General features: G+C 72.5%; 14 protein-coding genes. 2 read left to right on the top strand and 12 right to left on the bottom strand.

All coding sequences use genetic code 11. From position 1 onward, the window contains the following. Positions 1 to 5: 5 nt before the first annotated feature. Positions 6 to 605 carry an antibiotic biosynthesis monooxygenase gene (locus tag O2W53_RS13435; protein WP_269163548.1) on the bottom strand — a complete coding sequence of 200 codons (600 nt, stop codon included), beginning with the start codon at positions 603 to 605 and terminating at the stop codon, positions 6 to 8. Between the two features lie 183 nt (positions 606 to 788). Between O2W53_RS13435 and O2W53_RS13430 the strand changes: the two genes are divergently transcribed. Then, on the top strand, positions 789 to 1,649 hold the full coding sequence (locus tag O2W53_RS13430) for a DNA-formamidopyrimidine glycosylase family protein (RefSeq protein ID WP_442929282.1): 861 nt from the start codon (positions 789 to 791) through the stop codon (positions 1,647 to 1,649). 82 nt (positions 1,650 to 1,731) lie between these two features. Then, complete coding sequence (locus tag O2W53_RS13425; RefSeq protein WP_269163546.1) at positions 1,732 to 2,583, top strand: DNA-formamidopyrimidine glycosylase family protein; 852 nt, start codon at positions 1,732 to 1,734, stop codon at positions 2,581 to 2,583. Positions 2,584 to 2,659: 76 nt separating this feature from the next. On the opposite strand, the gene O2W53_RS13420 is transcribed toward O2W53_RS13425, so the two are convergent. The 11 genes from O2W53_RS13420 to pgsA form a co-directional block, all read right to left on the bottom strand. After that, positions 2,660 to 3,499, bottom strand: coding sequence for a PspA/IM30 family protein (locus tag O2W53_RS13420; protein WP_269163545.1), 840 nt, complete (start codon positions 3,497 to 3,499; stop codon positions 2,660 to 2,662). Between the two features lie 191 nt (positions 3,500 to 3,690). Then, entirely contained in the window at positions 3,691 to 5,334 is a 1,644-nt protein-coding gene (gene pgi, locus O2W53_RS13415) for a glucose-6-phosphate isomerase (RefSeq protein ID WP_269163544.1), read from the bottom strand. 172 nt (positions 5,335 to 5,506) lie between these two features. Next, entirely contained in the window at positions 5,507 to 6,757 is a 1,251-nt protein-coding gene (locus O2W53_RS13410) for an ABC transporter ATP-binding protein (protein ID WP_269163543.1), read from the bottom strand. 43 nt (positions 6,758 to 6,800) lie between these two features. Further along, a complete protein-coding gene (locus O2W53_RS13405; protein ID WP_036334056.1) occupies positions 6,801 to 7,634 on the bottom strand; it encodes a carbohydrate ABC transporter permease in 834 nt (277 codons plus the stop codon). Next, positions 7,634 to 8,596, bottom strand: coding sequence for a carbohydrate ABC transporter permease (locus tag O2W53_RS13400; protein ID WP_269163542.1), 963 nt, complete (start codon positions 8,594 to 8,596; stop codon positions 7,634 to 7,636). The genes O2W53_RS13405 and O2W53_RS13400 overlap by 1 nt, the downstream gene beginning before the upstream one ends. Before the next feature lie 55 nt (positions 8,597 to 8,651). Beyond that, positions 8,652 to 9,857 carry an extracellular solute-binding protein gene (locus O2W53_RS13395; protein WP_269163541.1) on the bottom strand — a complete coding sequence of 402 codons (1,206 nt, stop codon included), beginning with the start codon at positions 9,855 to 9,857 and terminating at the stop codon, positions 8,652 to 8,654. Between the two features lie 287 nt (positions 9,858 to 10,144). Next, positions 10,145 to 11,383 carry a DUF4032 domain-containing protein gene (locus O2W53_RS13390; protein WP_269163540.1) on the bottom strand — a complete coding sequence of 413 codons (1,239 nt, stop codon included), beginning with the start codon at positions 11,381 to 11,383 and terminating at the stop codon, positions 10,145 to 10,147. 156 nt (positions 11,384 to 11,539) lie between these two features. Next, on the bottom strand, positions 11,540 to 12,331 hold the full coding sequence (locus tag O2W53_RS13385) for a TetR/AcrR family transcriptional regulator (protein ID WP_269163539.1): 792 nt from the start codon (positions 12,329 to 12,331) through the stop codon (positions 11,540 to 11,542). Positions 12,332 to 12,524: 193 nt separating this feature from the next. Then, a complete protein-coding gene (locus tag O2W53_RS13380; protein ID WP_269163538.1) occupies positions 12,525 to 12,965 on the bottom strand; it encodes a helix-turn-helix domain-containing protein in 441 nt (146 codons plus the stop codon). 130 nt (positions 12,966 to 13,095) lie between these two features. Then, positions 13,096 to 13,626: a CinA family protein gene (locus O2W53_RS13375; RefSeq protein WP_269163537.1), complete on the bottom strand. Its 531-nt coding sequence runs from the start codon at positions 13,624 to 13,626 to the stop codon at positions 13,096 to 13,098. Further along, positions 13,623 to 14,303, bottom strand: a complete 681-nt coding sequence (pgsA, locus tag O2W53_RS13370; protein WP_269163536.1) for a CDP-diacylglycerol--glycerol-3-phosphate 3-phosphatidyltransferase — start codon at positions 14,301 to 14,303, stop codon at positions 13,623 to 13,625. The genes O2W53_RS13375 and pgsA overlap by 4 nt, the downstream gene beginning before the upstream one ends. Positions 14,304 to 14,305: the final 2 nt, after the last annotated feature.

The following is a 14,305-nucleotide window of genomic DNA, read 5'->3' as shown; positions in this document are numbered from 1 at the left end:
GGGGGTCAGCGGCGGCGAGAGGCCTGCAGCCAGGGGCCGAGCCAGCGGCTGAGCCGCGGCATGGACCACCGCAGCGCCGTCACCACGTAGGCCGCCGACAGCAGCAGCCGCGCCGGCCAGGGCCAGTCGCCGACGAAGGGCACGGCGAGGAGCTGGAACGTCGAGGTGAACAGCAGCACGACGGCGACGGTGAGCAGCCAGCTGCGCCACGCCGGCCCCGGCCGGGCCGGCACCGCGAAGAAGGTCTGCAGGCCCACGGCCCGGGCCACCCGCTCGTCCTCCACCAGCTGGTGCACCCGGTCCAGCGCCTCGCGCCGCTCCGGCGAGCGCTCCCAGGCGGCGAGGGACTCGTCGTCCCTGAAGCGGTAGACCAGGTGGTACTCGTCGCTGCCCGCACCGGGGCGCAGCAGGGAGGAACCCAGGTGACCGGGGAAGGTCGCCGCCAGCTCCTGCACCTCGGCCGCCCAGCGCTCGAAGGCGTTCTGCTGGTCCGGGCGCACCACCCGGGCGACGGTGACGGTGACCGGCTCCGGCGCCGGGGTCGGCTGCCGGGTCGCGATGCCGCCGGTCAAGCGGTCCGGCAGGCTGCGCAGGCGGGTCGACACGGTCACAGGATCTCTCAGCGCTGAAGGAACGCAGGCTGTTCCCGCCTGTCGCCCCCCTCACACGAGGCCACCCGACCGAGGGAGGGTGCACACCGTCAGCGGCGACGGGGTCCACCCGTGCGGTCCGGCGCCCGCGCCGGCACCCCCAGCGATACCGAGCACCAGACCCGTCCGCCGGGGACCATGGACCGCGTGCCCGAGGGAGACACCGTCTGGCTGGCCGCCCAGCGGATGCACACCGCGCTGGCCGGGGCCACGCTGCGCCGGGGTGAACTACGGGTGCCGCAGCTGGCTGCGGTCGACCTGACCGGCGCGACCGTCACCGAGGTCGTCCCCCGCGGCAAGCACATGCTCACCCGGCTGGCCGACGGCCGCACGCTGCGCACGCACTACCGGATGGACGGCAGCTGGCACATCTACCGGCCGGGCTCCCGGTGGCGGGGCGGACCCGGGCACAGCATCCGCGCCGTGCTGGCCACCGACGAGTGGGAGTGCATCGGGTACCGGCTGCACGACGTGCGGCTCGTCCCCACCAGCCAGGAGTCCGAGCTGGTCGGGCATCTCGGCCCCGACGTGCTGGGCCCGGACTGGGACGTCGAGGAGGTCCTGCGCCGGCTTCGCTCGCAGCCGGACGAGCAGATCGGCGTGGCGATCCTGGACCAGCGCAACCTCGCCGGCATCGGCAACCTCTACAAGGTCGAGTCGCTGTTCCTCACCGGCGTGCACCCGTGGGCCCGGGTCGCCGACGTCCCCGACCTCCGCGGGCTGGTCGAACGGGCCCGCACGCTGATGCTGGCCAACCGGCACCACCCCGAGCAGAGCACCACCGGCGAGACCCGCCGCGGGCAGGACCACTGGGTCGCCGGCCGCAAGGGCCGCCCCTGCCGGCGATGCCGGACGCCGATCCTGCTCGGCGACCAGGACCCCGACCTGCAGGAGCGGGTCACCTGGTGGTGCCCGCGCTGCCAGGCCACGCCCGCCCCGGTGGATCCGCGGGCGCGCACCGGGGAGCCCGGTACGGAGGCGCGTCGCGCCCGCTACTAGCCACGCCGGAGACCGCCAGCAACGCCCGACGCGGCGGCTGCCAGGTCCGGCGGGAGCGCGTGCGGGCGGGGATCATGGCGGGATGCCCGAGGGAGACACAGTCTGGCTGGCCGCCCAGCGGATGAACACCGCGCTGGCCGGCGCCACGCTCACGAAGGGCGAGCTGCGCGTGCCCCAGCTGGCCACCGTCGACCTCGCCGGCGCCACCGTCACCGAGGTCGTCCCCCGCGGCAAGCACATGCTCACCCGCTTCGCCGACGGCCGCACGCTGCGCACGCACTACCGGATGGACGGCAGCTGGCACATCTACCGGAAGGGCACCCCGTGGAAGGGCGGGCCCGCGCACAGCATCCGGGCGATCCTGGCCACCGACGAGTGGGACTGCGTCGGCTACCGGCTGCACGACCTGCGGATCGTGCCGACCAGCGGTGAGGGCGAGCTGGTCGGCCATCTCGGTCCCGACGTCCTCGGCCCCGACTGGGACCTCGACGAGGCGCTGCGCCGGCTCCGCTCCCACCCGGACGAGCAGATCGGCGTCGCGATCCTGGACCAGCGCAACCTCGCCGGCATCGGCAACCTCTACAAGGTCGAGACGCTGTTCATGACCCGCACCCACCCGTGGACGCGGGTCGCCGACGTCCCCGACCTGCCCGGGCTGGTCGAACGGGCCCGCACGTTGATGTTCGCCAATCGCGACCACCCCGAGCAGAGCACCACCGGCTCCACCCGGCGCGGGGAGGACCACTGGGTGTTCGGCCGCCGCGGCCGGCCGTGCCGCCGCTGCCGCACCGCGATCCTGCTGGGCGACCAGGGGCCGGACACCCAGGAGAGGGTGACCTACTGGTGCCCGGCGTGCCAGGCCGCACGCAGCCCGATCGACCCGCTGGCCCGCACCGGGGAGCCCGGCCATCCGGCGTCGATCGCCGCCACCTGACCGACGGAGCCCCGCCGTCCAGCAGGACGACGGGGCTCCGGGGGGCTCGCCTCGGACGAGCGAGGCAGCAGTGTTCTTACTGCTCGGGCCGTTCCGCCGGCTGGGCAGCCGGGGTCTCGGCGCCGAGCCCGGTCACCGGCGGGGTGCCCTGCTCGATCGCGCCGGCGGCCTGGGTGCCGCTGATGGCCTGGGTGCCACCGCCCATCGACGCACGGAGCTCGGCCAGCCGGGAGGCGCCGGCGACGTCGATGGTCGCCTTCTCCACCTCGAGCATCCGGCCCTCGACCGAGTCCTGCGCGAGCTCGGCTTGGCCCAGTGCGGTGGCGTAGCGGGCCTCGATCTTGTCCCGCACCTCACCGAGGTTCGGGGTGTTGCCCGGCGCGGACAGCTCGTTGACCGACCGCAGCGAGGCCGAGACCTGCTCCTGCATCTTGGCCTGCTCCAGCTGGGACATCAGCTTGGTGCGCTCGGCCAGCGTCGACTGCAGCCGCATCCGGCTCGTCTCGACCGCGCCCTTGGCCTGCTCGGCGGCCTGCAGCGCCTCGTCGTGGCTGCGCTTGAGGTCCTCGACCGACTGCTCGGCGCCGACCAGCTGGGTGGCGAAGGCCTGCGCAGCCTGCTCGTAGTCAGCGGCCTTGGCGGCATCGCCGGCGGCGCGGGTCTGATCGGCGAGGGTCAGCGCCTGCCGCGCCGAGGCCTGGAGCTTCTCGATCTCACCCAGCTGCCGGCTGAGCCGCATCTCCAGCTGCCGCTGGTTGCCCAGCACCGCGGCGGCCTGGTTGGCCAGGGCCTGGTGCCGCTGCTGCTCCGCCTCGATCGCCTGCTGGATCTGGATCTTCGGGTCAGCCCGCTGGTCGATCTGGTTGTTGGCCGAGGCCGTCAGGTACTTCCACAGCTTCACGAACGGGTTCGGCATGGCTCCTCCTGGTCCGGTGCTCCAGCCCCGCCGGGCGGCGGGCGGTGCGACACGGATGACACTGTCCCGATCATCGTCCCAGGCGGCGCCCCCGGCCAGCCACCGCACGTCACCCTCCCCCTCCCGGACTCGCGGCGGCCCCCTGGAGGGACCCGCCGCGAGCCGGCGAGCGGTGGGGGCAGGGGCCTTCGTCAGACCGGGCGACCGCGCAGCCGCCGGTAGTGCGCGACGAGGGCGGCGGTGGAGGCGTCCGCGGCGATCTCGGGGCTGTCCATGTCCGGCGCGGTCTCGCTGGTCAGCGCCGGGGCCAGCTGCCGGGCCATCACCTTGCCGAGCTCGACCCCCCACTGGTCGAAGGAGTCGATCTGCCAGATCGCGCCCTGGGTGAAGACGGTGTGCTCGTAGAAGGCGATCAGCTGCCCGAGCGTGCCCGGGGTCAGCTTCGGCGCGAGGATCGTGGTCGAGGGCCGGTTGCCCGGCATCACCTTGTGCGGGACGACGTCGGCCGGCGTGCCGTCGGCGGCGACCTCCTCCGCGGTCTTGCCGAACGCGAGCGCGGCGCTCTGCGCGAACATGTTGGCCATCAGCAGGTCGTGCATCTCGCCGATGTCGTGGTTGGGCTCTCCGAACCCGATGAAGTCGGCCGGGATCAGCGAGGTGCCCTGGTGCAGCAGCTGGTGGAAGGCGTGCTGGCCGTTGGTGCCCGGCTCACCCCAGTAGACCTCGCCGGTCGCCGCCGTCACCGGCTGCCCGTCGGCCTGCACGGACTTGCCGTTGCTCTCCATCGTCAGCTGCTGCAGGTAGGCCGGCAGCCGGGACAGGTACTGGCTGTAGGGCAGGACGGCGTGGCTCTGGGCACCGAAGAAGTCGGTGTACCAGACGTTCAGCAGGCCCTGGACCAACGGCATGTTCTCCGCGAGGGGCGCGGTGCGGAAGTGCTCGTCGACGGCGTGGAAGCCGGCGAGCATCTCGTCGTAGGCGTCCGGCCCGATCGCGACCATGAGCGAGAGCCCGATCGCGGAGGTGAAGGAGTAGCGGCCGCCCACCCAGTCCCAGAACTCGAACATGTTGGCGGTGTCGATGCCGAACTCGGCCACCGCGTCGGTGTTGGTGGAGACCGCGACGAAGTGCTCGGCCACCGCTGACTCGTCGGCGCCCGAGGCCAGCAGCCAGTCCCGGGCGACGGTCGCGTTGGTCAGCGTCTCCAGGGTGGTGAAGGTCTTGGAGCAGACGACGAAGAGGGTGGTCGCCGGGTCGAGGTCGCGGGTCTTCTCGGCGAAGTCGGTCGGGTCGATGTTGGAGACGAACCGGGCGGTGAGGTCGCGGTCGCTGTAGTCGGCCAGGGCGGTGTAGGCCATCGCCGGACCGAGGTCGGAGCCGCCGATGCCGATGTTCACCACGGCCCGGATGCGCTCGCCCGTGTGCCCCGTCCACTCCCCCGACCGCACCCGGTCGGCGAAGGCCCGCATCTTGGCCAGCACTGCGTGCACGTCGGCGCTGACGTCCTGCCCGTCGACGGTGAGCGGCACCGACTCCGGTGCGCGCAGAGCCACGTGCAGGACGGCGCGGTCCTCGGTGGTGTTGATGTGCTCGCCGCGGAACATCGCCGCGATCCGCTCCGGCACGCCGGCCCGCTCGGCCAGCGCCATCAGCAGCTGCAGCGTCTCGTCGGTGACCCGGTGCTTGGCGAGGTCGACGTGGAGGTCGCCGGCGGTGCCGGTCAGCCGGGTGCCGCGCTCGGGGTCCTCGGCGAACAGCTCGCGCAGCGTCCGGGCGCCGACCGCGCGGTGGTGTTCGGCAAGGGCTGCCCACTCGTCGGTCGCGGTGATGTCCATGCTGCGGTGCCTCCAGTGTCCGGCCAGGGTCTCTGCGGGGACAGGTGCGCAGCGACGCCGCAGCACAAACCCCGGGCATGATCATGCCTGCGCCGGACCGCTGCCCGGCGCAGGCCCTCCTGCACCGGGCAGCGTGGGTGGCAGCCACCCGTGGCCCACCCCCGGGACGCCGTCAGGCGGCGCTGATCCCCTCGCCCTCCGCCGACTGGACCTGCTCGACCCGGTCCTCGGCCGCCAGCCGGGTCAGCTCGGCACCAGCATCGGCGTCCCGGGTCAGGTTGTCCCCCGTGGTCGGGTCGAAGACGTGCACCTTGCGGCTGTCCAGCCAGAACTCCGCGTCCCGGCCCTCCCGGATCCGGCTTGTGGCATCGATGGACACGATCGCCTGGGTGCGCAGCTCCTCGGAGTCCAGTTCCTTGGACAGCTCGCGCAGCTGGGTGCGGATCTCGTCGGGCGCCTCGTAGGGGATGTAGGCGAACTGGGAGTCACCGAGCCACTCGGTGACGTCCACGCGAGCGGTGAAGACCGACCCGAGCGGCCGCTTCGCCTCGTCGACCAGGGAGGCGTCCTCGAAGTACTCCGGCCGGATGCCGACCAGCAGCAGGTCGCGGCCGGCGACCGCGGCCGCCCGGCGCTCGTCGAGCTCGATGTCCCCGAAGGGCGTGGTCAGCCGGGAGCCCTCGAGCTGGGCGGGGAGGAAGTTCATCGGCGGTGAGCCGATGAACCCGGCGACGAAGAGGTTGACCGGCTGCTCGTACAGCTCCCGCGGGGAGGCCACCTGCTGGATCTTCCCCTTGCGCAGGACGCAGACCCGGTCGCCGAGCGTCATCGCCTCCGTCTGGTCGTGGGTGACGTAGACGGTCGTGATGCCCAGCCGGCGCTGCAGCCGGGAGATCTCGGTGCGCATCTGCCCGCGGAGCTTGGCGTCCAGGTTCGACAGCGGCTCGTCGAAGAGGAACGCCTCGGCCTGGCGCACGATCGCCCGGCCCATCGCCACCCGCTGCCGCTGACCACCGGAGAGGTTGGCCGGCTTGCGCTCCAGGTGCTCGTGCAGCTCCAGGACGTCGGCAGCCTCGTTCACCCGGCGTGTCACCTCCGCGTCGTCCACCTTGGCCAGCCGCAACGGGAAGGCGATGTTCTCGAACACGCTCAGGTGCGGGTACAGCGCGTAGTTCTGGAAGACCATCGACAGGTTGCGCTCCCGCGGTGCCTTGTCGTTGACCCGGGTGCCGCCGATCACCATGTCGCCGCTGGTGATGTCCTCCAGCCCGACGATCATCCGCAGCAGCGTGGACTTCCCGCAGCCGGACGGGCCGACGAGGATCATGAACTCCCCCTCGTCGATGTCCAGGCTCACGTCGTTCACCGCCGGGAAGCCGTCGCCGTACTTCTTGACGATGTTCTTCATCTCGATCGAGGCCATCAGTTCGTCCCTTTCACGATCAGCATGGGTCGGCGGGAGGGCGTCAGCCCTTGACGGCGCCGTTGGTGAGACCGGCGACGATGCGCCGCTGGAACAGCAGGACCAGGACGATGACCGGGATGGTGACGATGACCGCGGCAGCCGCGATCGCACCGGTCGGGTCCTCGAACTGGGAGGCGCCGGAGAACAGGCCCAGCGCCGCGGGCACGGGTCGCGCCGCCTCGGTGGAGGTGAGCGAGATGCCGTAGACGAAGTCGTTCCAGGCGATGAAGAAGGCGATGATCGCCGTGGTGAACACACCCGGCGCGGCCAGCGGGACGATCACCTTGCGGAACGCCTGCCAGGTGGTCGCGCCGTCGACCTGCGCGGCCTGCTCCATCTCCCAGGGGATCTCCCGGAAGAACGCCGACATCGTCCAGATCGAGATCGGCAGCGTGAGGGACAGGTACGGGATGATCAGGCCGGGCCAGGTGTCGTACAGCCCGATGTTGCGCCACAGGTTGAACAGCGGCGTGACGATCGAGATCACCGGGAAGATCGCCACGGCCAGCGCCGTCCCGAGGATGAACTTCTTCCCCGGGAAGTCCAGCCGGGCGATCGCGTAGGCGGCGAACATGGCCAGCAGGCACGAGATCGCCGTGGCGATCAGGCAGATGCCGAACGAGTTGCGCAGCGCCGGCAGGAACAGGTCGCTGGCCCCACCGGTGAGGATCAGGGAGTAGTTCTCCCACGTCGGGGCGCCGGGGAGGAAGTTGCCGTTGTTCAGGGCGCTGGGCGCCTTGAACGACAGCGACACGATCCAGGCGATCGGGAACAACGCGTAGATGACGATCGCCACTCCGGCGACGCCCCACCAGGTCTTCTCCTTGGTGGACATCAGCCCTCCCCCCTCGACTGGGACAGGTCGACCTTGAAGCCCTTGATGAAGCTCATCGCGATGAACACGACCGCCAGGAACAGCAGCACCGAGACCGCCGACCCCAGCCCGATCTCCAGCCGCGAGATGGTCTGCCGGTAGGCGAGGAAGGAGACCGACTCGGTCGCGTTCGCCCCGCCGGTCATGATGAAGATGCTGTCGAAGACCCGGAACGCGTCCAGGGTGCGGAACAGCAGGGCCACCATGATCGCGGCCTTCATGTTCGGCAGGGTGACCTTGCGCATCCGCTGCCACCAACTCGCACCGTCGACCTTCGCCGCCTCCTGCAGCACCTCCGGCACCTGGGCGAGCCCGGCCAGCAGGAGCAGCGAGATGAACGGCGTGGTCTTCCAGATCTCGGCGAGACAGATGACCAGCAGCGAGGTCCAGGTGCCACCGAACCAGTCGGTGTCCGCGCCGATGCCCGGCACCCAGCCGAACCAGCTGTTGACGAAGCCGGTCTGGATGTCGAACGCGAACTGCCAGGCGAACGCCGACACCACGGTGATGACCGCGTACGGGATGAGGATCGCGGCCCGCAGCACCGGCCGGATCGTGCTCAACGCCTTCGCCATCACCATCGCGAGGGCGAAGCCCAGGACCAGCTCCACGGCCACGGTCACCAGGGTGATGAACCCGGTGACCAGCAGGGACCGCCACCACAGCCAGTCGGTGAGGATCACCGCGTAGTTCGACAGCCCGGTGAACGACCGGTTGTCCGGGTCGGTCAGCCGGAAGTCGAACAGCGAGTCGTAGATCGCCTGGGCGATCGGGTAGGCGGTCACCATCAGCATGACGAACAGGGCGGGGCCGGCCAGCAGCCAGCCCAGCTTCCGCTCGCTCTTGGCCCGGTCGCTGGTCTTCGCGTCCGGGGCGGAGACCGGCTGGGTCTTCTCCGCCGGGGGGAGCGTCGTGGTGCTCACCGGATCACCCCTCCGGAGGTCGAGGAAGACGCGGGCACCCGCGTCGCGCGCTCGGTCACAGCAACTGCTCCTTCCGCAGCACGGCGTTGATCAGCTCGGTGGCCGCCTCGGGCGTCTGCTCCGGCTCGACGGACGACGGCGGGTGGTAGACCCGCTGGATCCCCCCGGAGACCTCGCTGTAGTACGGGGTCTGCGGCCGGGGCGCCGCCAGCTCCAGGGAGTCCCGGATGGTGGGCGCCATCGGGAACTGCTCGAGCACCTCCGGGTCGTCGTAGACCGCGGTGTCGGAGGCCGGGTTGCCGTTGGTGACGAAGTAGTAGGCCTGGTTCTCCGTCGAGGTGATGCACTCGGTCGCCGCGTAGGCGAGGTCGGGGTACTGACTGAAGGCACCGACGCCGAGGTTGATCCCGCCGTAGGGCGGCGCGGCCGGGGTGTCGGCGTCCACCCGCGGGTAGATCGCCCAGCCGTAGTCCTCGGGCACCGCGGCGTCCATGGTCCCGGCCTCCACGGCGGACAGCGCCCGGGGGTAGACGAACGGGTAGTTCACGTTGAACCCGCCGTTGGGGCCCTCGAAGGCCGTGGCGGTCGAGTCCTCGTTCGCCGTCGACAGCGCCGGGCCGGCCGTCCCGCTGGTGGCGATCATCCTCATCACCTCAGCGGCACGGATGCCGGCCTCGGACGTGAGCCCCAGCTCGATCTCCGACGGGTCCGTGGAGTTCTGCTCGATGATCGACCCGCCGGCGGACTCGATCAGCGCGTTGAACCAGACGGTCAGCGCCTCCGCCCGGATGCCCTGCACACCGACCTGGACGTCCTGCGCCTGGGCTGCCTCCACGATCTGGTCCCAGGTGACCGGCTGGCTCATGTCCAGCCCGGCCGCCTCCGCGACGGACTCGCGGTACCAGAGCAGCTGGGTGTTCGCCCAGAACGGGACGGCGACCAGTTCCTCGTTCCAGGTCGACCCCTCGATCGCGCTCTCCACCACGTCCTCGGTGACCCGCTCGGCGACGTCGGAGGGCACCGGCGCGAGGAAGCCCGCCTCCGCGAACTCCGGGATGAACGGCGGGTCGAGGCTCATGATGTCGATCGACGCGTCGTTCGCGGCCAGCCGCCGGATCAGCTGCTCCCGCTGCTGGGAGGCCTCCCGGGGCAGCACGGCGGTCTCGATCGCGTACTGGCCGTCCGCAGCTTCCGTGCACCGGGCGGCGATCTCGGCCTGCCCCCCGGAGTCGGGGTTGGTGTACCAGGTGAGGGTCGGCACACCCCCCTCGTCGCTGCCACAGGCCGCGAGCGCGGAGCTCAGGAGACCAGCTGCCGCGGCACCGGACAACGCCCTGCGCCACCTGCGGGAGTGGAACGGACCGGCCCGACCGGTCTGCACGCTGTCGCTTCCGACCTTGCTGACGTCCGGCACCGAACCACCGCCTCCGTTGGCGCCACGTGACCTCGTGTCACCGTGGAACTCGGAGAGTGGCCTGGCTCACATCGGCTGTCAACCGGAGCGAGACCCAGTCGTCTCCTCTCGCCGAGCGGCCTCGGCGAATGCCCTCAGCGGGCTTCGGAGCGGTGCGCGATCACCGACGGCGTGGTGAGCTGAGCGGGCATCCGGGGCAGCACGTTCTGGACGTAGGAGCGCACCGCGACCCAGGTGCCGACGTCGAACCCGGCCTGCTCGGAGAGGAACCAGCGGTGCTCCAGCACCTCGTGGAACACCTCCGCGGGCTCCAGCCGGCCGGCCAGCTCATCGGGGACCGCGCCCACCACCGGCAGGTACACCTCGGTCAGCCAGCGGTGGCCGGCGACGGTCTCCGGCACCGGGCTGCCGCCGCGCTGCTCCAGGTAGGCCCGGTAGGACCGCAGGTCGTTGAGCAGCCGCTGCGCCTGGTTCTCCTGCACCTCCAGGCCGGTCAGCCGGAGCAGCTCACGCCGGTGCTGTCCGGGCTCGGCGACCCGGGTCTCCACCCGCAGCCGCGCGCCGTCCCCCGAGGTCACCAGCTCGATCTCGCCGACGTCGAAGCCCAGGTCGTTGATCCGCTGGAGTCGCTCGGCGACCCGGATCGCCTGCTCGTCGGCGCGGAAGACCTCCTCCCGGGTCACCTCCTCCCACAGCGCGTCGTACCGGATCGGCAGGTTCTCGGCGATCTCGATCGGGTCGATCTCCGGTGCCAGCAGCTCGCCGGCCTGCAGGTCCATCAACTCGGCCCCGACCCGCTCCCGCGCCAGGTCGACGTCGTAGGCGCGCTTGCGGGCCGACAGCGTGGGGTGCCGCTCCGCGGTCTCCGCGTCGACCATGTAGGCGGTGAAGGTGCCGGCGTCCAGCCGGAAGAGCGTGTTCGACAGGGAGCAGTCACCCCAGTAGACGCCGGCCAGGTGCAGCCGCACCAGCAGCTCCACCAGCGTGTCCAGCAGCTTCATCGGGTCGTCCGCGGCGCGCGGACCGGAGAACAGGTACCGGTAGGACATCGAGTACTCGAGGTACCGGGTGACCAGGATGGCCTGCTGGTCGTCGGGCCGGTCGATGCAGATCCCCAGCACCGACACCGAGGGCAGCCCCTCGCCCTCGAACTCGGCCAGCAGTGCGTACTCGTGCCGGGCCAGCGGCTCGGCGATCTCCTTGAGCGCGAAGACCCGCCCCTCGGCGGCGGTGAAGCGGACGACGTGCCGCGAGATGCCCCGCTGCGGCACCTCGAGCAGCAGGTCCTCGTCCCACTCCTCCAGCGGCTGGTGCCACGGCAGGGACAGCAGCCCGGCGGCCTCGGTGGCCGGGGGCCGGAACAGGTACCGCATCACGCGCTCCGCTCGTGGTCTGCACGGGGTCCGGCTCTGGGCGCCGCCCGACACGATGTCACGTCGCCGGGTCGACGGACCGCTGTGCCGGCTGGACGGCGCGCGGCCGTCCCGGTCCGCGGGGACCGGGACGGCCGAGGGTGCGGCGCGGGTGGGTCAGCCGACGAGCTGCCCGGTGACGACGGCGGCCTGCGCGGCCCGCTCCTGCACCGTGCCCGGCTGCAGCACCAGGCCGAGCAGCCAGCGGCACACCAGCTCGGCCTCCGGGCGGGAGATCCGCAGCGCCGAGCCGAGGGTGACGACGACGTCGCCCCAGCGGTCGGCGTCCAGCCCCATCATCTGCACGAGGGTCTCCGGCTCGGTCTCGGCCAGCCGACGCAGCACCGGGTGCCCGCCGACCTCCTCGGCCAGCGCGGGGACGGCGACGGTCAGCGGCAGCTCGGCGGCGAGCGCGGCCAGCCGGTCCAGCTCGAAGGCGATCAGCGCGTGCGCCACGTCGTCCTTGGTCCGGAAGTGGTTGTACAGGGTGGCCTTGGCGACGCCGGCGGCGGCGGCGACGTGCTGCATCGTGGTCTTGCGGACCCCGCGCTCGGCGAAGGCCGTGCGGGCCCCGGTGAGCAGGCCGCGCCGGGTGCGGCTCATCGGCACACCGGCCCGCCCGGGACGGCGGGCGTCCGGACGCGGGGCGGTGGGGCGCGGGGCCGGGACGGCGACGGTCAGCGAGGGCACCGGCGCGGTCACGTGGTGGCCGGGTGCCGGCGGCTGCAGGAACGCGGCCCCGACCGGCACCGGGGTCGTCAGGTGCTGCCCGCCCGCAGCCGCGGCCTCGGCGGCCGCGGACTCGGCGGCGTCCGCCTCCAGGACGGTGACCCCGCCACGACCGGTGACGGTCGGCACCGGGAGCGAGGGGTGCTGCGGCAGCGGGGGGCGGGATCCTGGGGAAGACATGGACACTTTGTGCCCGTTCCGTCGCACTGGGTCAAGGAGGTGGACCCTGAGCGCAGTTCGTGTCGCGCCCACCCGCCCGCGCTGGACGAACCCGGCCCAGACCGACTGGCCCGGTGCACGGGGCCGCGACCCCGGCCCCGGTGCAGGGGCCCGCCCTGAGCTCGCGAAGGGCGGGGGGCAGCGGGGTCCTTCCTCAGGCAGCGAGCGAGACGGCCCCACGGGCCCGGGCGGCCGAACGGGCCGACTGGCCACTGCCCACGAGGGCCAGGGCCGGCTCGGCGACCGGCGCCGCGGCAGCCTCCTGCTCGGCGGGCCCGTCCGCTGCAGCCGCCGCGGCAGCGTCGTCGTCGCCGGCTCCCGGACGGGCGACCGCGACCGGGCGGACCGGGTGCCCGGCCGGGTCGGCGAGCCGCATCTCCAGGCTCACCTCGGCCAGCAGGTCGGCCAGCTCCACGTCCAGGGCGTCACAGATGGAGGCCAGCAGCTCCGAGGACGCCTCCTTCTGGCCACGCTCGACCTCCGAGAGGTACCCGAGGCTCACCCGGGCCGCGCCGGAGACGTCGCGCAGCGTCCGCCGCTGGCGCAGCCGGTGACCCCGCAGGGTGTTCCCCAGCTGGGTGCGCAGCAGCGTCATGGCCGTCTCCTGTCCACTCTGACGAGCAGGTCGAACGAGCAGCGCCACCGACCGGGTCGACCGGGAGACGCCGTGTGCTCACCGTACGCGGCCATGACCCGGGTCACCGTGCCGGTGGAGGTCCGTCCGCTCATGGCGTAACACCCCCGTCGTCCTCCGCCTTCCCGGGGAGCGCGTGCTCGGCGAGCCGGCCCAGCAGCCGCGCCATCGCCTCCTGCACCGCCCCGGCGCGCACCGCGGCCCGGTCCCCGGGGAGGTCCAGCTCGTGGACGACGGTGACCAGCCCGTCGCTGAGACCCAGGTAGACCCGCCCCGGCCCGTGCTGGTCGACCGGGTCGGGGCCGGCCACCCCGGTGATCCCGACGCCCCAGGTGGCGGCGCAGCGGCTGCGGATGCCCTCGGCGAGCGCGGCCGCGGTGGGCTCGCTCACCGGGCCGGAGGCGGCCAGCAGCTCCGGGGCGACCCCGGCCAGCGTCGTCTTCAGGTCGGTGGCGTACACGACGGCTCCCCCGCGGAGGGTGGCGCTGGCGCCGGGCACCGCGGCGAGGGTCGCGCAGAACAGGCCGGCGGTCAGCGACTCGGCGGCCGCGACCGTCTCACCGCGGGCCAGCAGGGCTGCGTGCACCTGCTGCGCGGTCTCGGCAGCGTCGGGCGAGCTCACGCCACGGTGCCCCGGCGGCCCCCACCGGCGCCGGGCTCGTCGCCTGCGCCTGCCCGCCTGGTCGCGGCGGCCCGCATGGCCCGGGCGCTGGTGCGGCGCAGCTTCACCGCCCGGTAGACGTAGTCGATGCCGGTGACGACGGTCAGCACGAAGGCCGCCGCCATCACCCACCAGCGGGCCGACCCGAACAGCCCGTCGATCGGCAGGATGTACATCCCGATGGCCAGCGACTGGAGCACGGTCTTGGCCTTGCCGCCGCGGCTGGCGGCGATCACCCCGTGCCGGATGACCCAGAACCGCAGCAGGGTGACCCCCAGCTCGCGGGCCAGGATGATGAGCGTCACCCACCACGGCAGCAGGTCCAGCACCGACAGGCCGATGAGCGCCGTCCCGGTGAGCGCCTTGTCGGCGATCGGGTCGGCGAGCTTCCCGAACTCGGTCACCTGGTTGGTGCGGCGGGCGATCATGCCGTCCAGCTGGTCGGTGATGATCGCGACGACGAAGAAGAGGGTGGCCCAGGCACGGCGCCCGTCGTCCGCCCCGCCGTCGGACAGCAGCAGCACCGCGAACAGCGGCACGACCGCCAGCCGCAGCATGGTCAGCGCATTGGGCAGGTTGAGCAGGCGGGTGCTCTCCGGCGGCGTCGCCGCCGGGTCGGCCGGTACACCCGCGCTCATCC

Origin of the sequence: Modestobacter sp. VKM Ac-2978 (assembly GCF_026968025.1) — a bacterium.
In the GTDB taxonomy this organism is placed as follows: domain Bacteria; phylum Actinomycetota; class Actinomycetes; order Mycobacteriales; family Geodermatophilaceae; genus Modestobacter.
This window is presented reverse-complemented; position numbering and strand designations above follow the sequence as displayed.